1 pseudogene is annotated in these 529 nt (G+C 71.6%); it reads right to left on the bottom strand.

The features are described 5' to 3' along the window. Positions 1 to 529, bottom strand: a pseudogene (locus KZA10_RS17395) (acetate kinase); the annotation flags it as partial.

The following is a 529-nucleotide window of genomic DNA, read 5'->3' as shown; positions in this document are numbered from 1 at the left end:
CGCCGCGTCCTCCCCCGCCTCGACCCCGGCGAGGATGTCGCGCATGTCGCTGCGTCCGGCGAGGCCTGCGAGCCCGCTGCGGGTGTTGAGCAAGGAGTCGAGGTCGTCGATCGAGAGACCGGCACGGCGGGACAGGTGCACGAGTGCCGCGGGATCGATGTCACCCGAGCGCGTCCCCATCACGAGTCCCTCGAGCGGGGTGAGGCCCATCGAGGTCTCCACCGATCGTCCGCCGTCGATCGCGGTGACCGACGCCCCGTTGCCGAGATGGAACACCAGCTGGCGGAGATCGGCGAGGTCACGGCCGAGGAAGTCCGCCGCCACCGCGCTCACGTACTGGTGGCTCGTGCCGTGGAAGCCGTAGCGGCGCACCCGGTGCTCCGCGGCGAGCGCGGCATCGATCGCATAGGTGTAGGCGGCGGGCGGGAGCGTCTGGTGGAACGCGGTATCGAACACCGCCACGTGCGGCACCTCGTCGAACACCGCGCGCGCGGCGACGATGCCGGCGAGGTTCGCGGGGTTGTGCAGC

The sequence above is a fragment of the Microbacterium sp. BF1 genome (assembly GCF_019279095.1).
GTDB lineage: Bacteria > Actinomycetota > Actinomycetes > Actinomycetales > Microbacteriaceae > Microbacterium > Microbacterium maritypicum.
The sequence above is the reverse complement of the archived record's forward strand: the minus strand, read 5'-3'. Positions and strand labels throughout refer to the sequence as shown.